Here is a 23,628-nt window from a genome sequence, read left to right on the forward strand (position 1 = left end):
CACGGACCCGCGCGTCGGCCCGCCACGGTACGGCAGGTCGATAGGATCGCAGCGTGACGACACCCGAACAGCCGCGACGCCGGCCGGAACCGCCGCGACCCGTACCGCCGCGTCCGGAGTTCGCGGTCACCCCGCTGCGCGCCACCCCCACCGATGCCACCCCGAAGGCGGTCGCGGTGTCACTGTCCGCCTGGGTGGGATCGTTCGTCGTTCTCGCCGGAATCGCCGGGGCCATCGCGCTCGACCTCGGCGCGGTCCGCGACGCCCTCGAGGCCTCGGTCGCCGCGGACAATCCCGGGGACTCCGCGACGGACATCACCGACACGGTGAACCTGACGCTGATCGGCAGCGGCGCCATCGCCGTCGTCCTGATCCTCCTCGGACTGCTGGGGATACAACTTCTGCGCGCCCGGAAACCGGCGGGCCAGATCACCCTCGCCGTCGTCGGCGTCCTCAGCGCCGCCGGCGGGGTGGGCCTGTGGACCCTGCTGTCCGACGCCGGTGACGCGACCGCCGGTGTGCTGCAATGGGCGCCGCTCGCCTACAGCGCCCTCGTCGCGGTGGGAGTGCTCGCCCTGTTCGCCCCCGGTGTGTCTCCGTGGCTGCGCCGGAACCGCTGACCGGACTCACACCTGGCACGGATCGGTGCTGCCGTGGAACTCCGGGTCGGGGTCGTATTCTCGGTTGGACGTGCCCGAATACTCGGGATCGGGGTCGTACTCGTCGTTGGTCGTCCCCGTGAAGTCGGGGTCCGGGTCGTACTCGTCGTTGGTCGTGCCCTCGTAGGAGGAGTTGCAGGCCGGGTGGGCGGCAGCGGTCTGGGTCACGGACGCGGCGCCGAACACGAGAGCCACGGCTGCCAGTGCGGTCATCGTCGTGCGGATCATGATGATTCCTTTCATCGGTGGGCTGATCATCGGTGGGCTGGGCGGACCCAGAAGAGAGAACCGAGCGGGGTCACCCGTGTGCGGGCTGGTGGGGCATCGCGGGTTCGCCCGCGCCGATCCGGCTCGACCCGGCGACATCGGCGTGACGCGTCACCGTGGGGGTACCCAATTCGGGGCGCGCGACACCCGGCGCGAGCGGCGGAATCGTCAGGGCTCGCCGGAATTCCATCTGCCCGCCGGTGTCGCTCTCGGCGGCGGTCGAGGCGTACGCGAACGTGCCGACTCCCACCGTGACGGCGACGAGGACGGGCGACACCATGCCCCCGAGAACGCGAAGCCATACGCGTCGGCGGGAGGGCCGGGGTGCCGGTCCCGGAGAGTCGAAGTTCATACCGAGAATCCTTCGCGGCGCGCGCTTTCCACACATCCAGGAAGGCACCCAACTTGGACCCCGAGAAAAACCCTGAGAAGGCCTTCCTAATGAGGACCGTTTCTGACCTCAATCGCTTCTACTCTTCTTCTCATGACCACTTCGCAGAAGTCCCCCGCCACCGGTGAGCGCGCCGACCTCCTCCAGATCCTGCAGGAGCAGCGAGCCACCCTGTTGATCACCGTCCGCGGCATCGACGACGAACAGGCACGGCAGCGCTCGACCGTCAGCGACCTGACGCTCGGCGGACTGATCAAGCACGTGTCCCACACGGAAAAGCACTGGGTCGAAACCATTCTCGAACCCGACGAGAACGCCGAGTTCGACATGGAGTGGGCGATGGAGAAGTACTACATGCGCGACGACGAAACCCTCGAGGGACTGCTCGCCGAGTACGCCGAGGTGGCCCGCGCGACGGAGGCCGCCGTGGCCGGCCTCGACGACCTGGACGTGCTCGTCCCACTGCCCACCGCACCCTGGGCACCCGAGCGGCAGTGGTGGACGATCCGCCGCACCCTGCTCCACATCATCCGGGAGACCGGCCACCATTCCGGTCACGCCGACATCATCCGGGAATCCCTCGACGGCGGAAACACCACCATGCAGATGGGCGCCGACGCGGGCATGGAGTTCTGACCCGCCCGGCGGTACAGACGAAAACACCTCACCGGGTTCGGGTTCCGGTGAGGTGTTCTCTTCATGTGGCGTTTTCGAGTGTTGACTTACCTCCTGCGGTTCAACTTTTGCCGACTGGTGAAGACCATGGTGCCGCGCTGCGGGGGCACCGGCTACCTACCCCAGGGTGAATGTTGCCCACCTGGTGCTGCGGCTACGCCTCCGCGGTGACCGAGAGCACGACCACGTCGTCGGGGAAGGACGCGGGTGTCTGCAGACCCACGACCGCGAGGGCCCGGCCCGTCATCGAGACGCCGAGTACCTCGCTCCCCGCGGACAGTCCGTCGGCTCGTCCACCCGGTGGCTGTACGTCGAACCACGCGGGCGGTTTCAGGCCCTCGTCCGGTGCACCGGCGAAGACGGGACGCACCCGATAACGCCGGTCGGGGTCGAGCCCGGGCAGCGTGAACCTGCCCCGCGGTGACACCTCGGAGCGCCCCACGTACGCGAGGAAGAACAGCGCCTCCGCCCGGTCCGCTGCGACCGCACCGTAGACGAGCAGGGTCGGGTCGATCTCGTCGGCCCGCACCATCGTCCCGGTGTGCAGGAGTTCCCGGTGCCGCTTGTACAGGTCGATCCACACCGCGAGCTGTGCGTTCTCGTCGTCGGTGGCGGTCGCGAGATCCCACTCGATCCCGAGGTGCCCGTACAGCGCCGTCCCCGCCCGGAACGACAGGCGGTGGTACCGGCCCGTCGTATGGGAGATTCCGGACGCGATGTGCGAGCCCAGCAGTTCGGGGGGAAGCAGCTGCATCGTCCACCGGTTCATCTGCTGACGCTCGAGCGGATCGATGCAGTCCGAGACCCAGACGCGGTCGGTGCGCTCGAGGATGCCGAGGTCCACCCGCGCTCCGCCCGACGAGCAGGATTCGATCTCCAGTCCGGGGAAGCGGCGCTTCAGTTCGTCCATCAGCCGGTACGTCGCAAGGGTCTGGTCGTGGACGCCGGCGCGGCCGTGCGGTGCGGTACCGGCGTCGATCAGGTCGCGGTTGTGGTCCCACTTGATGTAGGCGATGTCGTACTCGGCGAGAATCGCGGACATCCGCTCGAGGATGTGGTCGTACGCCTCGGGGATCCCCAGATTGAGCACCTGCTGGTTCCGCGACGGCACGGGCGTGCGCCCGCCGGTCGCCATGACCCACTCGGGATGCTCCCGGGCGAGGTCGGAATCGAGGTTGATCATCTCCGGTTCGAACCACAGGCCGAACTCCATGCCGAGGGAACGCACGTGATCGACGAGCGGATGCAGGCCGTTCGGCCACACCGTTTCGTCGACGTGCCAGTCCCCGAGGCCCGCCAGATCGTTGCGCCGGTACCTGAACCAGCCGTCGTCGAGCACGTAACGCTCGACGCCGAGCTTCGCCGCGCGATCCGCCAGGTCCGTCAACCGGGCCAGGTCGTGGTCGAAGTAGACGGCCTCCCACACGTTGATCGTGACCGGGCGCGCGCGCCGCGGGTGCGTGGGGCGGGACCGGAGGTAGTCGTGGAAGCGATGCGCCTGGTCGTCGAGGCCGTCGCCGTAGGCGCCGTAGACCCAGGGCGTTTCGTAGCTCTCGCCGTCCGCGAGCCGTACCTCGCCCGGCAGGAGTAGTTCTCCGCCGCCGACCACCTGGAAACCGGTGAAGAGACGCTCGGCGTAGTGCCGGTGGTTGCCGCTGAACGCGACGTGGGTGCCCCACACTTCGCCGCGGCCGAACCCGAATCCGGGCACGCCGACGGAGAGCACCGTCGCGGCGTCCGGGCCGGTGCGTCCCTTCCGTCCTTCGCGTTCGTGGATGCCGACGGTCAGTTCACGGCGCTGCGGGATCCGTTCCTTCCCCCACCGGCCCGCGAAGTCGAGGATCTCGCGGGCCTGCGGTGGGACCGGGAACGCGAGCTGGAGGTCGTCGAGGACGTAGAAGGAGTCGCCCTCGTTCGTGACCTCGGCGCGCGTCCTCAGGAGGCCGCTCGGCAGCAGTTCGATGTCGAGGACCAGACCGAGATCGGCGGCCGTGTCGTGCGCGGCGACCCGGACCGCGCCGGCACCGACCGCGACGAGTCCCGATCGGTGCTCGGCTCCGTCGACCGTGAGCGTGGTGGTCGTGAACAGCGGCGACCAGTCCGCGCCGTCCCGGTGCCCCGCGATCCCGGGCTTCCCCACCCACCCGGTGTGGTGTTCGGGGAGTATCGACAGCCGCACCGGGAGATCGACTACGTTGCCCGCCGGGGGCTCGATGTTCGCCTGCGCCAGGGCTTCGACGTCGGCGAGGGCGAGGTCGCCGAGCGCCGCACCCCAGTGCACGATCGCCGGCAACCGTCCCCCGGTGAGGTCGAGCACGACGGACACGCCGCCTGCGGTGAGGTGGACGTACCCGTGCGGTGGAGTTGCACTCACTTGTTGGCTCCCATCGTCAGTCCGGAAACGAAATGCCGCTGCAGCGCCACGAATACGAGCACCGTCGGCAATGCGACGAGCACCGATCCGGCGGCGAGCAGGTTGGTGTCGGTGAAGAAGCTGCCCTGCAGATTCTGCAGCGCGGTGGTGACCGGCAGCTTGTCGCCGCTGACCATCAGCGCCAGTGCCCAGAAGAAGTCGTTGTAAATCCAGGTGATCATGAGCGTCGCGAGCGCGGCCAGGGCCGGACGGCACAGTGGGAGCACCACCTGCCAGTACTGGCGGAACAGCCCGGCGCCGTCCACCGTCGCCGCCTCGAGCAGTTCCGGCGGGACCGTCTTCATGTAGTTGCTCAGCACGAACACGCAGAACCCGGTCTGGAACGCGACGTGCACCAGGATCAGTCCCCAGTAGCTGTCGTAGAGCGAGCCCGACGAACTCATCCAGTACGGCAACGGAATCGCGTTGTACAGCCGGAACAACGGGGTCAGCAGCGTCTGCTGCGGCAGCAGATTGCCCGCGATGAACACCGCCAGCATGATCACGTTGAACTTCCACGGGAACCGGGCGAGCACGAACGCCGCCATCGACCCGATGAACAGGATCAGCAGCACCGCCGGGATGGTGATGAGCATCGAGTTGAGGAAGTAGTGCGGGATTCCGCCGATCTCCCACGACTCGGTGTAATTGCTGAGCGTGAAACCGCCGACCGACAGGTAGCCGTGGGTGAGGACGTAGTCGTAGTCGCGGAACGAGTTGTAGAGCGCCCACAGCAGCGGGAAGATCCACAGCAACGCCAGCGCCGTGAGAAGGAGATATATCGCCGCGTGCGCGGTACTCAGCCGGCGCCGGTTGGCCACCGCGGCCTTGTTGCGGGGCCCGGGCCGGTCGACGGGCGCACTGTGGTCGGCGAGGGGTGTCGTCATGGTCATCAGTCGTCGCTCCGCATCACGATCCAGAGATAGAGGGCAATGAACACCAGCGAGATCACGAGCATGATCGTCGCCAGGGCCGAACCGAATCCGACCCGGCCCGCTTCGCCCACGACGTTGGCGGTGACGAGGGCGGAGATGAGTTCGAGTCCGTTGCGGCCCTTGTTGATCACCCACACGAGGTCGAAGGCGCGCAGGGCCTCGATGACGGTGATGACGATGATCAGCAGGTTGGTCGGCTTCATCAGGGGGAACACGATCCGGAAGAACGTGCGGATCGGGCCGGCGCCGTCCATGAGGGCCGCTTCGCGCACCGACGGGTCGATGGCCTTGAGACCGGCCAAGTACAGCAACATGATGTAGCCGGTGTGCCGCCAGCTCGCGGCGACCATGACGGCCCAGATGTTGACGTCGGGGTTGCCGAGCCAGTCGACGTCCGTACCCAGGATGGTGTTGAGTACGCCGCCGTCGGTGGCGTAGATCAGCTGCCACACGAATCCGACCAGTGCCATCGACAACACCACGGGGATGTAGAAGATGCTCTGGTACAGCCGGCTTCCCTTCAGGCCCCGGTCGAGCAGGACGGCGAGGAAGATGCCGAGGATCGTCGGGAAGACGAACAGGAACGCCAGCCAGAGGACGTTGTTGTGGAGGGCCTGCTGGAACGGGGGGTACGCCTGGACGGCGTCGACGTAGTTCTGCGCGCCGATCCACTCGATGGTGGACGTGCCGCCGATGCCGTCCCAGCGTGCGAACGACAGGATCACCGTGAACACGGTGGGAATCCACACCAGCCCGATCACGATCGCGGCGGGCAGCCCGAGCATGACGGCGATGGTCCACCGGTCACCCCGGCTGCGCCGGACCTTCGGCGCCGGGATCCTGGGTTCGGTTCCGGCTTGGGGAGGAACTGTGCTGGTCATGAATTCACCTGACCTGTCGGGACCGTGATGGTGGTCGTTGTCTTCTCGTGTGCTCTCATTGCCCGAACACCGCCGCCTTCTGACGCTCGATGCTGCGGACCAGGCCGTCGACGTCGTTCGGGTTGCCCAGGAACTGCTGCATCGCCGGAATCATCACGACGGACGCGAAGTCGGGGCGGGTGTCCCGGTCGAGGAACTGGGTGATGGACCCCGCACCCTGGACGAGGGCGGCCGACTTCTGCACGAGCGGAGGGAAACTCGACAGATCGGCGTCACGGTGCGCGGGTATCGCCTGAGGGTCCTGCTTCGCGTACGCGACCGCGGCGTCGGCGCTGGTGAGGAAGGAGAGGAACTGCTGCGCGCCACCGAGGTTGCGCGGGTCCTTGCGCATCATGAATCCGTCCATGGGCGCCTCCACCGCCGAAGTGCCGACGGCGGAGTCGAGTTCGGGGAACGCGAAGAAGTCCAGATCCTCGCGGTCTGGCCCCGCGGGGAAGCTCTGTGCGACGAACATGCCGGCCACCAGCATGCCGACCTCCTTGTTGAGGAGTGCCTGCTGCGCCTCGGACATCTTGCGGCCCAGCGGTTGCGGCTGGTGGAACGGCAGGATCTCGCGCCACGTGTCGAACACCGACCGGACGCGGTTGTCGGTCCAGCTCACGTCGCCCGCGAGGAGGGAGCGGTGGAAGTCGACACCGTTGAGGCGCAGGTCGAGGTAGTCGAACGTGCCGAACGGCGGCCAGCCGTCGCGGACGCCGAATCCGATCGGGGTGAGTCCGTCGGCCTGCATGCGCTTGGACAGGGTCACCCATTCGTCGAACGTCTTCGGCGGCGCGTAGCCGCGCTGCTGCCAGAGGCTGGGACGGTAGAACACGGCCCACGGGTAGTAGAAGAACGGGATCAGGTACTGCCGGCCGTCGGTTCCGGTGGACGCCTCGCGGAAACTGTTGCTGAAGCCGCTGCCGTGCGCTTGCCACACCGAGCTGACGTCGTCGACGAGTCCCTTGTCGGCGAAGTACTTCATGCGGTACCCCGACATCCAGGTGAAGACGTCGTCCGGCGTTCCCTGCAGGTAGTTGTTGACGTTCTCCTGGAACGAGGTGGAGTCGACGGAGTTGATCCGCACGGCGCCGCCGGTTTGCTGCTGGAACATCCCGACGACGTCCTGGACGCCGAGTTTGGCGTTCTTGTCCGACAGCCGCGATCCGAGGGTGATCACGTGGGGGTCGACACCGCTCGTGCACCCGGACAGCAGGCCCGCCGTCGACAGGGCGCCCGCGGCGCCGAGCGCGGCCTTGAGAAAGGTGCGCCGGGAGGGTTGCCACGGGTGCGGCAGCTCGTTTCGGTTCATGGTGCCCTTTTCGATTGAGTACCGGGGTGGTCGGAGTCGCTCACCACCTGATCGAAAATCGAACAACTTCGATCACTTTCGGGTGCTGTCGCCTCACGCACTTACGTGATGCAGGTTACAAAATCACGCCGCACCGCGCATTGTCAACCAACCAGAAGCGCTTTCACCTGCGTAAGTGCAGAAATGTTCATTCGTGTTGACTTTTGAACAGGGATCGGACAGATTGTGAGTATGCACACAGCGAGCGATTCCGGCGGGCGGCACCTGCGGTGGCCGACCCGGGGCATTTCCTTCGGCGGTGACTACAACCCCGAGCAGTGGCCGGAAGAGGTCTGGCAACGCGACGTCGAACTCATGCGCGAGGCTTGTGTCGACTTCGCCACCGTCGGCGTCTTCTCCTGGGCCCGGCTCCAGCCCACTCCGGACACGTGGGATTTCGGCTGGCTCGACCGCGTCCTCGACCTCCTGCACGACGGCGGCGTCCGCGTCGACCTGGCCACCGCGACCGCGTCCCCACCGCCGTGGCTCACGACCGCGCATCCCGAGGTCCGGCCCGTGGACGAGCGTGGCTACCGGTACGAGATCGGCAGCAGGCAGACGTGGAGCCCGAGTTCCCCGATCTACCGCGACCGCTCCCTCGTCCTCGTCGAGAAGATGGCCACCCGATACGGCGGCCACCCCGCACTCGCGCTCTGGCACGTGTCGAACGAACTCGGCTGCCACAACTCACGCTGCTACTCCCCCGACAGCGCGCGGGCGTTCCGGCGGTGGCTGCAACGTCGCTACGGCGACCTCACCGAACTCAACCGGGCGTGGGGCACGACGTTCTGGAGCCAGCACTACAGCGACTGGAACGAAGTGGTGCCGCCCGCCGCGAGCACGACGTTCGGCAATCCCACGCATCTGCTGGACTGGCGCCGGTTCTGCTCGGACGCCCTCCTCGACCAGTACCTCGCCGAGCGGGAGGTGCTGCGGCGCATCACCCCCGACATCCCGGTCACCACCAACTTCATGGTGGGCATGGGCTCACCGCAGTCGCTCGCCGGCGACATGAACTACGCGCAGTGGGCCCCCGAACAGGACCTGGTGTCCACCGACCACTACCTGGTGGGGCCGGCGACGGGCGACGGCGCCGCCCACCACCGGCTGTCGTTCTCGGCCGACCTGACGCGCGGTATCGCCGGCTCACGGCCGTGGCTGCTGATGGAACATTCGACGAGCGCCGTCAACTGGCAGCCGGTCAACCGGGCGAAGGCACCCGGAGAGATGCTGCGCAACTCTCTCGCCCACGTCGCCCGCGGAGCGGACGGCATCGCCTTCTTCCAGTTCCGCGCATCCGACGCGGGTGCGGAGAAGTTCCATTCCGCCCTGGTTCCGCACGCGGGCACCGACTCCGCGCGATGGCGAGAAGTCGTCCAGCTCGGCGCCGTGCTGCGCCGCCTCGAACCGGTGGCAGGCAGCCGCGTCGAGGCCCCGGTGGGTGTGTTGTTCGACTGGGAGTCGCAGTGGGCGTGCGAGCAGGACGGGCACCCGTCCCGGTTGATGCAGCCCATGGCGATCGCCGAACGCGCCCACCACGCCTTCTCCGGCGTCACGTGTGACGTGATCCCCGCGGACGCCGACCTGAGCCGGTACGCCGTGGTGGTCGTTCCGGCCGTGTACCTGTGCAGCGACAAGGACGCCGCGCGCATCGAGGCCGCGGCCCGCGCCGGCGCCCAGGTGCTGGTCACCGCATTCTCCGGGATCGCGGACCGCGACGATCACATCCGGCTCGGCGGCTACCCCGGGGCGTTCCGCGACCTGCTGGGTGTCCGCACCGAGGAGTTCTTCCCGCTCGGCGCGGACGAGACCGTCGCCCTCGACGACGGCACTGCGGCCCGCATCTGGACCGAGTATCTGACGGTGTCCGAGGACGTGGAGGTTCTCGCCCGCCACACCGAGGGGCACCTCCAGGGTGTGCCCGCCCTCACCCGGCGTCCGGTCGGCGACGGCGCCGCCTGGTATCTCGCCACCGTCCCCGACACGCAGGGCTGGACGAGGATCGCCGAGGCGATCTGCGCCGCAGCCGGTCTCGACCTCCACGCTGGGCAGCACGCCGACGTGGAGATCGTGCGCAGGCGGGGCGAGAACGGGTCGTGGCTGTTCGTCCTCAACCACACGACCGAGAAGGTGACCGTCGAGGTGTCCGGCACCGACCTCGTCACCGAACGGGTGGTCGACGGACCGCTCACGCTGGAACCCGGCAGCTGTGCTGTGATTCGCGAAGACAGCGCCGACACCGGCGCCCGGACCCGAAAGGCGGACGCATGATGCTCGCTCGTCAGCGCCAGCAGGTGATCCTCGACGAGGTCACCGCGCACGGTGCGGTGAAGGTCGTCGACCTCGGCGCGACGCTCGGGGTCTCCGACATGACCATCCGGCGCGACATCAACGAACTCGTCGAGCAGGGTCTCGTCGAGCGGGTGCACGGCGGGGTCACCCTGCCGCGGTCGGCGAGTGTGCACGAACCGGGGTTCTCGGCGAAGTCCGAACTCGACCGCGAGGCCAAGCGGGCCATCGCCCGCGCCGCCGCCCGGCTGGTGCGCCCGGGCACGTCGGTGGGCATCTCCGGCGGCACCACCACGCACGCCCTCGCCCGCGAACTCCTCGACGTCCCCGACATCACCGTCGTCACCAATTCGCTGCCCGTCGCCGACGCGTTCCACGAGGGTGGCCGCGACGACCAGACCATCCTCCTGACCGGTGGTCAGCGCACGCCGTCCTTCGCTCTGGTCGGGCCGCTCACGGTCGCCGCACTCCGCGGCATCCACGTCGACATGCTGTTCCTGGGGACGCACGGGATGGGGATCGACTCGGGACTTACCTGCCCCAATTTGATGGAAGCACAGACCAATCAGGCGCTCGTCGCGTCGTCGCGGCGGGTCGTGGTGCTCGCCGACCACACGAAGTGGGGTGTGACCGCGTTGGCGAACACGATCCCGCTGTCCGACGTCGACATCCTCATCACCGACGCCGGGCTCGAGCGCGCCGCCCAGGAATCTCTTGCCGACCACGTCGGCGATCTCGTGGTGACACGGGAGAACCGGGAAGGACTCGTCGATGACCGTGCGTGACGAACAGGAGGCGCGGGAGACCGGCACACGGCTCCGGATGCGCAAGACCCGGACGACCCTCGCGGACGGCCGCGAACTGATCTACTTCGACGACTCCGAGCCGTATGTGTCGGGCGGCGCCACCCGCGAGTTGGTGGATTCACGGCCGCTGCCGCCGGCGGTGTCGCAGTCGCAGATGCGCTTCGACGTGCTCACCGGGGAGTGGGTGGTCATCGCCGCCCAGCGGATGGACCGCACGTTCCTGCCGCCGCCGGACGCGTCGCCGCTCGCCCCGAGCATGCCGGGCAAGGCGCCCACGGAGATTCCGGCCGACGACTACGACGTGGTGGTGTTCGAGAACCGCTTCCCGTCGCTGGCGACGGGCGCCGCCGAGCAGGACCTTCCGGACTGCGTCGACGGAGAAGCGTTGTGGCCGTTGGCACCGGGGGCGGGCAGGTGCGAGGTCGTGTGCTTCACCAGCAACCCGGATGCCGCGTTCTCCACCCTGAACGTCGACCGGGTCCGCACCGTCGTCGACGTCTGGGCCGACCGCACCGCCGACCTGTCGGCGCTGCCGGGGGTCCGGCAGGTGTTCTGCTTCGAGAACCGGGGCAAGGAAATCGGCGTCACCCTGACCCATCCGCACGGGCAGATCTACGCCTACCCGTACCTGCCGCCCCGCACGGACGCGCTGATCCGGCGCTCCCGCGAGCACTTCGAGAGCACCGGGCGACTACTGCTCGCCGATGTCCTCGACGCCGAAACACGATCCGGCAGGCGCGTGGTCCTGGCCGCCGAGCACTGGACCGCATACGTTCCCGCCGCCTCGCGCTGGCCGCTGGAGGTGCATCTCGCACCGCACCGCGACGTCCGTGACCTCACCGAACTGTCCGACGACGAGCGCGACGAACTCGCCCACGTCTATCTCGAACTGCTGCGCCGGGTCGACCGGTTCTTCGACGGCGTCGACGCCGTGCCCTACATCGCCGCGTGGCACCAGGCGCCCGTCGGCGAGGACCGCCCGCTCGGACGCCTGCACCTGCAACTGTTCTCGATGATGCGTTCCCCCGGCCGGATGAAGTACCTGGCGGGATCCGAGTCCGGGATGGGGGCGTGGGTCAACGACACCACCCCCGAGCGCATCGCCGACCGGCTGCGGGAGGTGGCGTCGTGAGTGCGCCGCAGTGGGTCACCCCCGTCGACCCCGACGCGGTCGCAGGTACCGCCGAGGCGATGTTCCGCAGCACGTTCGGCGGCGCCGCGGACGGCGTCTGGACTGCACCCGGCCGGGTCAACCTCATCGGTGAGCACGTCGACTACGCCGGCGGACTGGTCCTGCCGTTCGCCCTCCCCTACGTGACCGTCGTCGCCGTCCGAGTACGCGACGACGGGATCCTGCACGCCGTGTCCACGCACACCGGCGAGTCCTGGCACGGTCCGCTCGACGACGTCGCCCCGGGCCACCCGGCCGGCTGGGCCGCGTACGTCGCCGGGGTGGTGTGGGCGCTACGCCGATCCGGACATCTCACGGCGGGAACCGGTTTCGACGTGGCGGTGCATTCGACGGTCCCCGTCGGCTCCGGGCTGTCGAGTTCGGCCGCGCTCGAGTGCGCGTTCGCGCTCGCCGTCGCCGACCTCGCCGGCCTGCCCACGGACGACTCCGGCCGCCGACAACTGATCACCGCGTCCATCCTCGCGGAGAACGAGATCGCCGGCGCGTCCACCGGCGGCATGGACCAGTCGGTCGCGATGCTCGCCCGCCCCGGCCACGCCCTGCTCCTCGACTGCCGCGGCGGCGCGACCCGGCACGTTCCACTCGACTTCGACGCCGCAGGCGCCCGACTGGTCGTCATCGACACCAACGCGCCGCACCGGCTGGTCGACGGCCAGTACGGCAACCGGCGCGCCACCGTCGAGAAGGCCTGCGCCGACCTCGGCGTCGCCACCCTGCGCGACGTCGCCGACGTCGACGCGGCCGTCGCGGCGCTGAGTTCCCCGGCAGCGCAGCGGGTCCGGCACGTGCTCGGCGAGATCCGTCGCGTCCGGGAGGTCGCCGACCTGCTCGACCGCGGCCGGATCACCGACATCGGCGACGCCCTGAACCGCTCGCACGCCTCGTTGCGCGACGACTACGAGGTCAGCTCCGTCGAACTCGACTCCGCCGTCGAGGCCGCCCTCGAGGCCGGCGCCTGGGGTGCGCGGATGACCGGTGGCGGCTTCGGCGGCTCCGCGATCACCCTCGTTCCGGCCGACCGGATCGATGCCGTCGTCGAGAACGTCGCCCGACGCGCCGACACCGCCGGCCTGCCGGTCCCCCAGTTCCTGCACGCCGAGCCGTCGGGCTCGGCACACCGACTCTGAGATCCCCTTCCACGACCAGGAGAACACCATGGCACGAGTCACGTACGACGCAGCCACCAAGATGTACCCCGGTTCCGATGTGCCGGCCGTCGATTCGCTGAACCTCGACATCGAGGACGGCGAATTCCTCGTCCTCGTCGGCCCCTCCGGGTGCGGCAAGTCGACGTCGCTGCGGATGCTGGCTGGTCTCGAGGACGTCGACTACGGTGCCATCCGCATCGGCGAACGCGACGTCACCGCCCTCGCACCGAAGGAACGGGACATCGCGATGGTGTTCCAGAACTACGCGCTGTACCCCCACATGACGGTCGCGAAGAACATGGGCTTCGCCCTCGAGATCGCCGGCATGGACAAGAGTGAGATCGGCCGCCGCGTCGAGGAGGCCGCGAAGATCCTCGATCTCGGCGACTACCTGAACCGCAAGCCGAAGGCACTCTCCGGTGGGCAGCGCCAGCGTGTCGCGATGGGCCGGGCGATCGTCCGCGACCCGCAGGTGTTCCTCATGGACGAACCGCTGTCGAACCTCGACGCGAAACTGCGGGTGCAGACCCGCACCCAGATCTCGCTGTTGCAGCGCCGGCTGGCCACCACCACCGTGTACGTCACCCACGACCAGGTGGAGGCCATGACCATGGGCGACCGTGTGGCCGTCATGAAAGCGGGCATCCTGCAGCAGTGCGCGAGCCCGAAGACGCTGTACGAGAAGCCGGTCAACAGCTTCGTCGCCGGGTTCATCGGGTCGCCGGCCATGAACCTGTTCGAGGTCGACGTCGAGGGCGGCGACGCCCGGATCGGTTCGCTGTCGACGCCGATCGAGCGGTCGGTGCTGGGCGCCCTGCACACCGGCCGGGTCGTCGTCGGTGTCCGCCCGGAGGCGTGGACCGTGTCCGACCAGGGCACCACGGTGAAGGTCGATGTGGTCGAGGAACTCGGCGCGGACGCCTACATCTACGGGCGCATCGTCCGCGACGGCGAACTCGGCGGACACGACATCGTCGCGCGCGTCGGCGACTCCGTCTCCCCGGCCAAGGGCGAGGTGATCCGGCTGGCACCGGACCGGGCTCGCCTGCACTACTTCTCCCCGACGACAGGTGCGCGACTCGGCGACTGAGCGAACCGAGCCCCCACCGCCGAACCGAAGGAACAACAGTGAAACTTCTCGTCACCGGCGGCGCCGGTTACGTCGGCAGCGTCTGCGCCCAGCGGCTGCTCAAGTGCGGCCACACGGTCGTGATCGTCGACGACCTGTCGACCGGCAACGCCGACGCGGTGCCGGCAGGAGCGGAGTTCGTCGAGGAGGACGTCGCGAGCGCAGCCGAACGGCTTCTCGGCGGCGCGGAGTTCGACGGCGTGCTGCATTTCGCCGCCCGCTCCCTCGTCGGCGAGTCGGTGGTGACGCCGGAGACGTACTGGAACGCCAACGTCGTCAAGACCCTGACCCTGCTCGAGGCGATGCGCTCGTCCGGTACCGGCCGGCTGGTGTTCTCCTCCACCGCAGCGACGTACGGCTCTCCGGAGTCCGTGCCGATCACCGAGGACGCACCGACCCGGCCGACCAACCCGTACGGTGCCACCAAACTGGCGATCGACCACGCGATCACGTCGTACGCGGTCGCGCACGGGCTGGCGGCGTGCAGCCTGCGCTACTTCAACGTCGCGGGCGCGTACGCCGGGCTCGGCGAGAACCGTCTCGTGGAAACACACCTGATCCCGCTGGTGCTGCAGGTCGCGGCCGGGCGACGGGACGAGATCTCGGTGTTCGGCACCGACTGGCCCACCCCGGACGGCACCGCCGTCCGCGACTACATCCACATCCGCGACCTGGCAGAGGCGCATATCCTCGCGCTCGAATCGACCCGGCCCGGAACGCACCGCGTCTACAACCTCGGCACCGGCACCGGGTTCAGTGTGCGGGAGGTGATCTCGTCCTGCGAACGCGTGACGGGCCGAACCATCGCCACCCGGGACGCCCTGCGGCGCGCCGGCGACCCGGCGGTGCTCGTCGCGTCCGGCGCACGTGTGCAGGCCGAACTGGGCTGGCGGCCGCGACACCCGGACCTCGATGAGATCGTGGCCGATGCGTGGACGTATCTGCAGTCGCTGGGCGCGCGGGAACGCTACCGTGGTGCAGTGCGGTCGTGACGAGGCGTGTGGCGCCCCGTGGACCGCGAGAAGGAGGCTGGTGTGGACGTCGCCGATTCCACGAGGCAGGGCCGGATCGTGGAGGTCCTCGTCGAGGCCTTCGCCGATCTGATGGAGGCGGACCCGAGCGCGTTTCGCACGAAGTTCCGGAAGATGGCCGCCGATCCGTTCGCCTTCTTCCGGGGCAGCGCCTGCCTCTTCTACGACGATCTGCGTGACTTCGACGATCCGTGGGCGGACGAGCGCACCGGCCGGGTGTGGATTCACGGCGATCTGCATCTGGAGAATTTCGGCACGTACATGAACTCGGAGGGCACCCTCGTCTTCGACGTCAACGATTTCGACGAGGCGTACGTGGGGCCGTTCAGCTGGGATCTTCGTCGGTTCGTCGCGAGTCTCGCACTGATGGGCTGGCAGAAGGCCCTCCCCGAGAGCGATGTCCGGGCACTCGCCGACACGTACCTGCGCAGCTATGTCGAGCACGTCCTGCACTACGTGCAGCGGGAGGCGGACGAGGCGTACGCGCTGCGCCTGGACAATTCGCGCGGTGCCATCCAGGACCTGCTGCTGAGCGCGCGCCTCGCCACCCGGGTGGACCTGCTCGAGTCCGTCACGGTGATCGAGGACTACGACCGGCGTTTCCGGCGGGGCCGCGGTGTCCGCGAACTCGACGAGAAGGAACGCAGGACCGTGTGCGAGGCGCTGGACACGTACATCGAGAGGGTGCCCCGCAGCAAGCGATCCGCGCGACCTGTGTTCTACCGGATCAAGGACGTGGTCGGGCGGAAGGGTTTCGGGATCGGCAGCGCCGGCCTCCCGGCGTACAACGTGCTCATCGAAGGGGCGACCCAGGCGCTCGAGAACGACATCGTGCTCTCCCTCAAGCAGGGCAACGTCGCCGCACCGAGCCGCATCGTCGACGAACCCCGGGTCCGCGACTACTTCGAGCACGAAGGCCACCGCACGGTGGTGAGTCAGCGCGCGTTGCAGGTCCACACGGATCCGCTGCTCGGCTACACGGAGATCGGCGGCACCGGTTTCGTGGTCGCCGAACTCTCCCCGTACGAACTGGACCTCGACTGGTCGGATCTCACCGAACCGGAGGACATCGCGCCGGTGCTCGAGGACCTCGGCCGGGCGACGGCGAAGGTGCATTGCGTCTCCGACGAGGACAGCGACCAGACCCTGGTCACGTTCCAGACCGAGGACGCCATCCAGAACGTGGTCGACGGCAGGCTGGACGAGTTCGTCGGCGAGATCATCGACTTCGGCATCGCGTACGCCGAGGTGAGCCGCAAGGATCACCAGCTGTTCGTGAACGCCTTCCGGGAGGGCGAGATCGCGGGCGTCTCCGCGACGTAGCCGAACTACAGACGGACGGTGTTCAGTTCCTCCAGAACACCTTCCGCGCTGCGGGCCGCGACGGTGCAGGCCCTCGCGGTGAACTGGTCGAGCAACGGGTGGCGCGCCCGTTCGCGCCACTTCCGGACCGCGGCGAGGGCCCGCATCCGCTGCAACTCCACGGAGTCGTCGCCGTCGGTGCCCAATCGTTCGGCGATCTGGATCCCGAATCCGCCGATCAGGCGTTGCAACTCGGCCACGTCGTCGGCGGGCAACCCCACGTCGGTGGACCGCAGCCGCCCGAGCAGCCGCAGTTCCTGGAAACCGTGCACGTCGGAGAGCAGCCGTTCGGCCGACATCAGGATCTCACCCGCACCCTGCACCGGATGTGCCGTGAGCACCCGCTTGAGTGCCACGAGTGCCGAATGGGTCTTCAACTGATCGGTCCGCTGCCCGAACTGGATGTCGATCACCTGACGCAATTCGTCGAGACCGCTGCGTTCCACCAGTTCCGCCGAAAGCGTCGGCGAGTCCTTGGTGCCCAACCGGATCAGGGTCACCGCCATCCGGATCCCGAAGAGCCCGAAGCGGTCTGCCAACTGAGCCCGCATCCGGGCGTCCACGGGAAGCGGACTGTCCTCACGCGCGAACCGGTCGGCCGACAGCATCGCCAGGTTCAGATCGTCCACCGGGACCTCGGCCAGATGCTGGAACGCGGTGAACTCCGCCTGACGCATCGTGCGCGCGCCGAGCGCCAGCAGACCCGCGACGGGGACGACGGCCTGACACAGCCCGGTGCGCTCGAGCTCGCCCGCGAACCGGGACGCCACCTCCTTCGCGGACATCATGGCGTCCAGGCGTCCCGCCCCCAGCTCGTCGGCCCGCGACACGACACCGACCACCCCGAGCGGTCCCGATTCGTCGCCCACGTGGTCGCCGATCTGACCGAGGAACTGGACGTCGGTCGCGTTGAGCGTGCGCAGCAGGTAGACCACGGCGTCGGCGCCGGACGCCTCGTTGTCGGGTGTGAGCATCTCGAGGGTGCGGGCCGAGACGTCACGCGACAGCGAGGACGTGCCCGGGGTGTCGATGATCGTCGTGTGCGCCAGGGCGGACGACGGCCACTCCACGTCGAGGCGGTCCACCCGGTCGGCGGTGAGGTGGCCGAGGTCGAACGTGAGATGTCCGTCCCGGCGCAGCACCGGGACGTTGGCGGAACGCTGAGCGCCGCTGCCGTTGTCCGGCTGATACCAGGCCGTCACGGTGGGCGTCGACCCGCTCCGATACCAGGTGACGACGCGGGTGCACTCGGTCGCGTCGGTGGGCGCGATATCCTGCCCCACCAGGGAATTGAGCAGAGTGGACTTGCCGGCCTTCAGCGAACCGGCCAGGGCCACGCGCAGCGGTTGTTCCAGTCGCCGGGCACATTCGGTCAGCTGATCCCGAATCTCGGGTCTGCCCGCGTACAGCTGCCGGGCGGACGCGATGAGTGCCCGGGCTTCGTGAAGTGGAGCGGCCGTCATGCCGTGACCGCTCCCGCGTCGCCTGCGACGAGTTGCGCGGCTTGCTGTTTCAGTTCGGATGCGACATGGAGATCCTTCTCGAGCTGCGCGATCCGGCGGGTCCGTTCGGTGGACTCGAGGTTCGCCGCCTCCTGCGCGCCGCGCAGCGAGTCGTTGATCGACCGCAGCGCCTGCTCGGCGATCGCGCTGAAATGATCGCGCAGCAAGCGCTGGATCGACCGGAGCCGATCCTTCGACTCCTTGCCCACCTGGAAGCTGGCGTCGTCGGCGAACCGGCGGATCGCGGCCTTCGCCTCCGCACGCCGCTTCAGGATCCGGCTCTCCTTGTCTTCCCGGTACGCCTTGGTGCCGAGGAGGACTCCGGCGCCGATCGAGATCGGATTGACCAGGGCCATCCCCATCATCGTGGTGATCAGACCGAACATGAGGACGCCGCCGTACGATCCGCGCATCCCGACGAGAACCTTCTGGGTGATGCCGATGCGTCCGGCCTCGAGGTCCGCGAGCGAGGCCACCGGTTCGAGGACACCGTCGACGTTCGCGACGTCCAGGTGCGGCAGTTCGACGGCACCCGTCTCGGCGAAGTGCTGCGCCACCACCTCGGCCAGCCACAGCGCGCGGTCGTGGGCCCACACGAAGTTGTCGCCGATCGCGGTGGCGAATTCCTGCTCGAGCCACTGACCGAGCGCGTCCCAGTCCTTGCCGGGGTCGCCCTCGTCGACGGTCTCCTCCGCCTCCCGGCTGACGCGGCGCAACCGGTCCCGGAGGTCGTGGTCGATGTCCGCGGCCAGGTCGGCGATGCCGTCGCCCAGCGTCTGCTGCCACAGCGACGTCTTCTTGTGCAGCTCCTCGGCGGCGGCCTTCGCCTTCTGCAGTTCGGCGACCGCGGCCACGCCCTTCGCCGGATCACGCAGGGCGGCAAGCTCACTGCCGATCCCCAGGGTGAGATGCTCGGCCGCGGAGGACACGTCCAGCGACACGGCCCGCCGCGTGTTCGCCTCCGCCCGCGCCACCACCCGTTCGCGCAGGAACGCGTACAGGTCGACGAAACCGGATTCGGTGTTGAGTTCCTCGTCCTGCAGTCGCAGCGCGTGCGAACGCAGCACCGAGGAGATCGGGATCAGGGGAACGTCGAGACCGGCGCGCGCGAGGTGCCCGCGGTCGGCCTCGACGATCTCGCGCCAGTGCGGGTACAGGTCCGTCTTGCTGATCAGGCACGCCACCGACGGGCACAGGCTCGTGACCTGACGGATGAAACCGAGCTCCGGTTCGGTGAATTCCTGGCTGGCGTCGGAGAGAACGAACACGGCGTCCGACGCCGGAATCAGCCCGAGTGTGCTCGCGGCGTGCGGGTTGCCGGCACCGCCCACGCCGGGGGTGTCGACCAGGACCAGACCGTCCGCGAGAAGCGGACTCGGGACGTTGACCTCCACCCGCAGCACCTCCCGGCCCTCGGCGCGGGGCGAGGCCGGCGTGATGCCGTTCAGCTCGTCGAGCGGAAGAGGAACCCGGATCGGGTCGGCGCCCGGATCGGCGAGTACCAGCTCCGCCGAGGCCGTGTCGGCGTTCTGGACGACGGTGGGGATCGCGGTGGTCTCGTCGTCGCCCACCGAGCACACGGTGAGGTTGAGGAGGGAGTTCACGAACTGGCTCTTGCCCTGCTTGAGCGGTCCGACCACCACGATCCGCATCCGCGGGTCCTGCACCCGGGTCCGGGCCGAGTCGAGGCGCTGCGCCAGGTCGCCGCGACCGAACCTCTTCGCCACGTCCAGGGCCTGCTCGAGCAACGCCGTCATCGACTGGGACCCGGCTGGGCTCTTCTCGGCGGCTGCACTGTCCATGAGCTTCGTTGACCCGCAATTCTTCCGACCTCTGCGCGGACACCTGTTCGGTGCACCGACACCCGACTGTCTGAAACAGCCCCGCACGCATAACGCGTCCGGGGCTGATTTCGTTACATCGTACGGCGGTTCCGGCCGCCCCGTCTGGGGGATGCCGGAACCGCCGTCTCATCACGGCTCGAGGTGATCGACCACGTCCGTGACGTCGTGCGTCGTGGCCACCGAGGAGTCGGTGTCACCGAACAGCGAGCCGTCGGTGTCCGCGTGCAGGCCCGAGTCGGCGCCGAACGCGTTGTCCGCGTCGATCGACGACCAGGTGTCGGCGCCGGTGTCGACGGCACCGCCCAGGGTGGACCCCAGTCCGCCTGCGATCGACCCGGTGGTGTCGGCCACGACCCCGCCGACCGCACCGAGGTCGGCCGCACCGTCCGTGGTCGCGTCCGCGTCGGCGGAACCGCCGGCCGACGCTCCACCGTCGACCGAACCACCGGCGGACGCTCCGCCGTCGACGGCACCGCCCACTGCGGCTCCACCGTCGACCGCTCCGCCGACCGCACCGTCGAGGGCGCCTCCGACCGAGGTGCCGAGCGATCCGAGGCCACCCACGCCGCCGGACAATCCGGCGCCGAGACCGGTGACCGCGTCGGTGGTGGCATCGAGGCCACCGGTCAGACCGGCAGTGGCGTCGACCGCGCTGTCCAGGCCGCCTTCGATTCCACCGGCCACGTCACCGCCGACTCCGGCCGCGGCATCCACCGTGCCACCGAGGCTTCCGCCGAGATTCGCGGCCGTGTCCAGCGCGCCACCGACCGTGCCACCCAGATCGGCCGCCGCGTCCAGGGCGCCACCGAGGTTCGCGTCCACGTTCGCACCGGCGTCGGCGACCGCGCCGACCGAGGCGCCTGCCTCGCCCACCGCGTCGACGGCACCGCCGACGCTGCCGGTCAGTGCGGAGCCGAGGCCCGCACCGGTTCCGAAGATTCCACCGAGACCACCGGTGAGGCCGCTGGTCAGACCGGCGCCCAGGCCACCGGCCGTGTCCAGTCCGCCGACCAGGTTGGTTCCGAGGCTGCCGCCCAGATCCGCTCCGGCGTCGGCAACCGCACCGACACCCGCCGCGACACCGGCACCGATGCCTGCCGCGGCGTCCGCGCCGCCCGCGACGCCGCCACCGACCGCGCCGCCCACGTTGCCCGTGACGTCACTGCCCACGTCGAGCAGTCCGCCGAGTGCGCCGTCGATGCCGCCCGTCAGGCCACCCGCGAGATCGGTGCCCGCGTCGAGCGCACCGTCCAGGGCGCCGCCCACGCCGGCTGCGGCGCCGAGTCCGAGGTCGGCGTCCAGAGCGGAGTCGAGATCGAGTCCGCCACCGGCCTCCAGCGCCGTCTCCAGTGCGGAACCGAGGGTCGCGCTGAGATCGCCGTCGGCTCCGAGGACGCCGCCGAGCGCGGTGCCCAGCGTGCTGCCGATGCTGCCCTCCGCGCCGAGAACGCTGTCGAGGTCGAGGGCGCCGCCGGTCTCCAGCGCGCCGCCGAGCACTCCGCCCAGGGCCGCTCCGAGGTCGGCGCCCGCGCCGCCACCGACACCGAACGCACCGCCGAGCAGGCCGCCCAGGTCGGTCACGCCGCCGAGGTCGACTCCGCCGTCCGCGCCGAGCACCGCGTCGAGGGCCGCACCCAGACCGGCGGTGGCGTCACCGTCGACTCCGAGCACTCCGCCGAGCGCGCCGCTGATGGTGGTTCCCAGGTCGGCGCCGGTGTCGAGGACACCGCCCAGCCCGAGGCCGCTCTCCAGGGCGCCGCCCAGGACCGTGCCCAGGTTCGCGCCTGCCTCGCCACCCAGCCCGAGGGCTCCGCTCAGCGCCGTCGTCAGCTCCGACGTCAGTTCTCCGCCGAGACCGAGGTCGGCGCCCAGTCCGCCGTCCAGCAGACCGCCCAGGTCGATGTCCGTCACGCCGCCTGCGCCGAGCACGGCGTCGAGGGTGCTGCCCAGTTCCGCGGCCAGGCCGCCGTCCAGGCCGAGGGCTCCGCCGAGGACCGTGCCGAGTGCGGCGTCCAATCCCAGTCCGCTGTCGAGTGCGCCGGACAGGGCGCCGCCGAGGCCACCCTCCAGATCGAGGGCGCCGCCGAGCAGACCACCCAGGGCTCCGCCGAGATCGCCGCTGACATCACCGCCCGCGCCGAGGACGCCGCCGAGGATGCCGCTCAGCGCGCCACCGAGGTCGCCGTCGGCACCGAGAACGGCACCGAGGTCGAGGCCGCCACCGGCACCGAGAACGGCGTCCAGTGCGGTACCCAGACCGGCAGTGAGGTCGCCGCCGACTCCGAGTTCACCGCCGAGCAGTCCGCTCAGCGCACCGCCGAGGCTGCCGCCCGCACCGAGGATCGCGTCGAGGTCCAATCCGCCGCCCAGGTCCGCGATCGAACCGAGGGTCGCGCCGAGTGCGCCACCGAGGTCTGCGCTCAGGTCGCCGCCCGCACCGAGGACACCACCGAGAGCGCCACCGAGGACCGCGCCGAGGTCGGTGCCGAGGACTCCGCCGAGCGAGCCGGCGACGTCACCGAGCAGTTCACCGCCGAGCAGGCCTTCGAGGGTCGCACCCAGTCCGCCACCGGCGCCGATCGCCGCGTCGAGGGCACCGCCCAGCGCGCCGCCGAGACCGGCGTCGACCCCGAGCACGCCGCCGAGGGTCGTTCCGAGCACGCCACCGAGGTCGAGGCCGCCACCGAGGCCGGCGAGGATGTCACCGTCCAGGCTGCCACCGAGGTCGACGACGCTTCCGAGGGCGGCACCGAGGGCCGCACCCAGCTCGGCGCCCAGGTCGCCGCCGATCGACAGTGCGGGGGCGAGGATCCCGGTGAGACCACCGGCCACGTCGACCACCGGCAGGGCCGTGATCGCCGCGGTGAGGGTGGTGGCGAGCTGTGCGGTCAGGTCGGCGCCCAGTCCGAGGGCACCTCCGAGGGCTCCGCTGATCGCGGCGCCGATGTCGAGGGCGCTACCGAGGTCGAGACCACCGGTGAGGGAGAGTGCTGCGTCGAGGGCCGCACCCAGCGCGGCGCCGAGCTGCGCACCGATCTCGCCGCCGATCTCCAGGGCAGCACCGAGCGCGGCGCTCAGGCCAGCAGCCAGTTCCGCGGCGAAGTCGAAGTCGCCGCCCAGGCCGGCACCCAGACCGAGGCCTGCACCGGCACCGATACCGACCGCACCGCCGAGACCGCCGCCGAGACCGAGGCCGCCGCCCAGTCCGCCACCGACACCTGCGCCGATACCGCCCGCGACGTCACCGGCGACGTCGGCACCGGCGTTGACGATCGCAGCCAGGTCGGCCCCGCCGCCTGCGAACAGTCCCGACTCCGCGACGAGGGGAGCGACGGAGACGATGTCCGCGTGGCTCACACCCTGCAGGCCGGCGGCGCACAGCGCCTCGGTCGGGTTGGCGCAGTAGGCAGCCGCAGCCTGCTCGTCGCGAAGAAGTCCGAGGATGAAGTCGAGGACGGCGTTGGTAGCCATGGCAGCTCTCCTGTAGTCGAGGTTCGGGGAGTTCGGGTGGCCACCACAACTGCTGTGACGGCGAGTGAAATACACGTTATGGATCGGCGGCCCCCTTCCCAACGGGGCGGCGCCCCCTACTCGGGGACCCCGGTATCGGGGATCTCCCATCGGGGGTCGGGGCCTCCCCGTTAGGGGATAGGGGGCCATTAGGGGATCGGCCCCGTAACTGCCGTCGACCAGCGGCGTCGGCGTAACGAAACG

General features: G+C 69.5%; 18 protein-coding genes. 9 read left to right on the forward strand and 9 right to left on the reverse strand.

The features are described 5' to 3' along the window. Positions 1-53: 53 nt before the first annotated feature. Entirely contained in the window at positions 54-620 is a 567-nt protein-coding gene (locus QM806_RS27220) for a hypothetical protein (RefSeq protein ID WP_005574325.1), read from the forward strand. A gap of 6 nt (positions 621-626) precedes the next feature. On the opposite strand, the gene QM806_RS27225 is transcribed toward QM806_RS27220, so the two are convergent. Together QM806_RS27225 and QM806_RS27230 are read right to left on the reverse strand one after the other, a co-directional pair. Then, a complete protein-coding gene (locus tag QM806_RS27225) occupies positions 627-887 on the reverse strand; it encodes a hypothetical protein (protein ID WP_005238337.1) in 261 nt (86 codons plus the stop codon). 70 nt (positions 888-957) lie between these two features. Continuing rightward, entirely contained in the window at positions 958-1,278 is a 321-nt protein-coding gene (locus QM806_RS27230; protein WP_240960663.1) for a hypothetical protein, read from the reverse strand. A gap of 132 nt (positions 1,279-1,410) precedes the next feature. On the opposite strand from QM806_RS27230, the gene QM806_RS27235 reads away from it, so the two are divergent. Continuing rightward, positions 1,411-1,953 carry a DinB family protein gene (locus tag QM806_RS27235; RefSeq protein ID WP_005256776.1) on the forward strand — a complete coding sequence of 181 codons (543 nt, stop codon included), beginning with the start codon at positions 1,411-1,413 and terminating at the stop codon, positions 1,951-1,953. Between the two features lie 193 nt (positions 1,954-2,146). Here QM806_RS27235 and QM806_RS27240 read toward each other — a convergent pair whose 3' ends face one another. From QM806_RS27240 to QM806_RS27255, 4 genes are read right to left on the reverse strand one after another with little or no spacing between them, the layout of a single operon-like run. After that, the gene (locus QM806_RS27240) at positions 2,147-4,366 is read right to left on the reverse strand and encodes an alpha-galactosidase (RefSeq protein WP_283293368.1); all 2,220 of its coding nucleotides are present in this window, start codon (positions 4,364-4,366) and stop codon (positions 2,147-2,149) included. Then, positions 4,363-5,298, reverse strand: a complete 936-nt coding sequence (locus QM806_RS27245; protein WP_169693135.1) for a carbohydrate ABC transporter permease — start codon at positions 5,296-5,298, stop codon at positions 4,363-4,365. The genes QM806_RS27240 and QM806_RS27245 overlap by 4 nt, the downstream gene beginning before the upstream one ends. Continuing rightward, the gene (locus QM806_RS27250; protein WP_133986323.1) at positions 5,298-6,221 is read right to left on the reverse strand and encodes a carbohydrate ABC transporter permease; all 924 of its coding nucleotides are present in this window, start codon (positions 6,219-6,221) and stop codon (positions 5,298-5,300) included. Before QM806_RS27250 ends, QM806_RS27245 begins: the two co-directional genes overlap by 1 nt. 55 nt (positions 6,222-6,276) lie before the next feature. Next, entirely contained in the window at positions 6,277-7,572 is a 1,296-nt protein-coding gene (locus tag QM806_RS27255) for an ABC transporter substrate-binding protein (protein WP_167116800.1), read from the reverse strand. 231 nt (positions 7,573-7,803) lie between these two features. On the opposite strand from QM806_RS27255, the gene QM806_RS27260 reads away from it, so the two are divergent. Genes QM806_RS27260 through QM806_RS27290 form a run of 7 tightly spaced genes read left to right on the forward strand, consistent with a single transcriptional unit; the run spans position 7,804 to position 16,529 of the window. Beyond that, entirely contained in the window at positions 7,804-9,882 is a 2,079-nt protein-coding gene (locus QM806_RS27260) for a beta-galactosidase (protein ID WP_054248080.1), read from the forward strand. Continuing rightward, positions 9,879-10,685 (forward strand): DeoR/GlpR family DNA-binding transcription regulator, encoded by an 807-nt coding sequence (locus QM806_RS27265; protein WP_081315292.1) that lies wholly within the window; start codon positions 9,879-9,881, stop codon positions 10,683-10,685. The genes QM806_RS27260 and QM806_RS27265 overlap by 4 nt, the downstream gene beginning before the upstream one ends. Further along, a complete protein-coding gene (galT, locus tag QM806_RS27270) occupies positions 10,672-11,838 on the forward strand; it encodes a galactose-1-phosphate uridylyltransferase (protein WP_005256763.1) in 1,167 nt (388 codons plus the stop codon). Before QM806_RS27265 ends, galT begins: the two co-directional genes overlap by 14 nt. Next, positions 11,835-13,025, forward strand: a complete 1,191-nt coding sequence (gene galK / locus QM806_RS27275; protein WP_283293369.1) for a galactokinase — start codon at positions 11,835-11,837, stop codon at positions 13,023-13,025. The genes galT and galK overlap by 4 nt, the downstream gene beginning before the upstream one ends. Before the next feature lie 28 nt (positions 13,026-13,053). Beyond that, the gene (locus tag QM806_RS27280) at positions 13,054-14,136 is read left to right on the forward strand and encodes an ABC transporter ATP-binding protein (protein ID WP_283293370.1); all 1,083 of its coding nucleotides are present in this window, start codon (positions 13,054-13,056) and stop codon (positions 14,134-14,136) included. Positions 14,137-14,174: 38 nt separating this feature from the next. Continuing rightward, positions 14,175-15,167 carry a UDP-glucose 4-epimerase GalE gene (gene galE / locus QM806_RS27285; protein WP_283293371.1) on the forward strand — a complete coding sequence of 331 codons (993 nt, stop codon included), beginning with the start codon at positions 14,175-14,177 and terminating at the stop codon, positions 15,165-15,167. Positions 15,168-15,209: 42 nt separating this feature from the next. Beyond that, the gene (locus tag QM806_RS27290) at positions 15,210-16,529 is read left to right on the forward strand and encodes a DUF2252 domain-containing protein (RefSeq protein WP_167116787.1); all 1,320 of its coding nucleotides are present in this window, start codon (positions 15,210-15,212) and stop codon (positions 16,527-16,529) included. Positions 16,530-16,534: 5 nt separating this feature from the next. Here the strand turns inward: QM806_RS27290 and QM806_RS27295 are convergent, their stop codons facing one another. The 3 genes from QM806_RS27295 to QM806_RS27305 form a co-directional block, all read right to left on the reverse strand. Continuing rightward, positions 16,535-18,031 carry a dynamin family protein gene (locus QM806_RS27295; RefSeq protein ID WP_283293372.1) on the reverse strand — a complete coding sequence of 499 codons (1,497 nt, stop codon included), beginning with the start codon at positions 18,029-18,031 and terminating at the stop codon, positions 16,535-16,537. Continuing rightward, positions 18,028-19,872, reverse strand: coding sequence for a dynamin family protein (locus QM806_RS27300; protein ID WP_283293373.1), 1,845 nt, complete (start codon positions 19,870-19,872; stop codon positions 18,028-18,030). The genes QM806_RS27295 and QM806_RS27300 overlap by 4 nt, the downstream gene beginning before the upstream one ends. A 171-nt stretch (positions 19,873-20,043) precedes the next feature. Then, positions 20,044-23,385: an IniB N-terminal domain-containing protein gene (locus tag QM806_RS27305; RefSeq protein ID WP_283293374.1), complete on the reverse strand. Its 3,342-nt coding sequence runs from the start codon at positions 23,383-23,385 to the stop codon at positions 20,044-20,046. Positions 23,386-23,628 lie beyond the last annotated feature (243 nt).

The organism is Rhodococcus sp. IEGM 1351 (assembly GCF_030056875.1).
GTDB classification, from domain to species: domain Bacteria; phylum Actinomycetota; class Actinomycetes; order Mycobacteriales; family Mycobacteriaceae; genus Rhodococcus_F; species Rhodococcus_F opacus.

Excerpts from the sequence above, each read along its gene's own strand:
- QM806_RS27225 (WP_005238337.1), bottom strand. The coding sequence starts at position 887 with ATGATCCGCACGACGATGACCGCACTGGCAGCCGTGGCTCTCGTGTTC.
- QM806_RS27230 (WP_240960663.1), bottom strand. The coding sequence starts at position 1,278 with ATGAACTTCGACTCTCCGGGACCGGCACCCCGGCCCTCCCGCCGACGC.
- QM806_RS27235 (WP_005256776.1), top strand. The coding sequence starts at position 1,411 with ATGACCACTTCGCAGAAGTCCCCCGCCACCGGTGAGCGCGCCGACCTC.
- QM806_RS27245 (WP_169693135.1), bottom strand. The coding sequence starts at position 5,298 with ATGACCATGACGACACCCCTCGCCGACCACAGTGCGCCCGTCGACCGG.
- QM806_RS27250 (WP_133986323.1), bottom strand. The coding sequence starts at position 6,221 with ATGACCAGCACAGTTCCTCCCCAAGCCGGAACCGAACCCAGGATCCCG.
- QM806_RS27255 (WP_167116800.1), bottom strand. The coding sequence starts at position 7,572 with ATGAACCGAAACGAGCTGCCGCACCCGTGGCAACCCTCCCGGCGCACC.
- QM806_RS27260 (WP_054248080.1), top strand. The coding sequence starts at position 7,804 with ATGCACACAGCGAGCGATTCCGGCGGGCGGCACCTGCGGTGGCCGACC.
- QM806_RS27265 (WP_081315292.1), top strand. The coding sequence starts at position 9,879 with ATGATGCTCGCTCGTCAGCGCCAGCAGGTGATCCTCGACGAGGTCACC.
- galT (WP_005256763.1), top strand. The coding sequence starts at position 10,672 with ATGACCGTGCGTGACGAACAGGAGGCGCGGGAGACCGGCACACGGCTC.
- QM806_RS27280 (WP_283293370.1), top strand. The coding sequence starts at position 13,054 with ATGGCACGAGTCACGTACGACGCAGCCACCAAGATGTACCCCGGTTCC.
- QM806_RS27295 (WP_283293372.1), bottom strand. The coding sequence starts at position 18,031 with ATGACGGCCGCTCCACTTCACGAAGCCCGGGCACTCATCGCGTCCGCC.
- QM806_RS27300 (WP_283293373.1), bottom strand. The coding sequence starts at position 19,872 with ATGGACAGTGCAGCCGCCGAGAAGAGCCCAGCCGGGTCCCAGTCGATG.
- QM806_RS27305 (WP_283293374.1), bottom strand. The coding sequence starts at position 23,385 with ATGGCTACCAACGCCGTCCTCGACTTCATCCTCGGACTTCTTCGCGAC.